This window comes from Streptomyces sp. P17 (assembly GCF_032436805.1).
Lineage (GTDB): Bacteria > Actinomycetota > Actinomycetes > Streptomycetales > Streptomycetaceae > Streptomyces.
This window is the reverse complement of the sequence record NZ_JAVRBF010001305.1, coordinates 1-246: the sequence shown is the minus strand read 5'-3', so window position 1 is coordinate 246 and position 246 is coordinate 1. Positions and strand designations below refer to the sequence as shown.

Genomic DNA, 246 nt, shown 5'->3' with positions numbered 1-246 from the left:
ACCTGGTTCTGTCGGGCAGCTTCGAGGGCACGGCGCGGTCACGGCGGCTGATCGTTTCGCGCGAAGGTGTGTTCAACGGCGCCTGCCTGGTGGAAGAGGCGGAGATTGAAGGCACCGCCGAGGGCAATTTGACGGTCACCGGAACGCTGAACGTGCGCGCCAGCGGCGTGGTGAAGGGCAAGATCTGCTATGGCGGGATCGCGCTGGAGCGCGGGGCGCATATCGAGGATGTCGGCCGTCGACAGC

1 protein-coding gene is annotated in these 246 nt (G+C 66.3%); it reads left to right on the top strand.

The features are described 5' to 3' along the window. Positions 1–246 (top strand): polymer-forming cytoskeletal protein (locus RMT89_RS44785; RefSeq protein WP_315889490.1); only part of this gene is annotated, 246 nt, incomplete at both ends.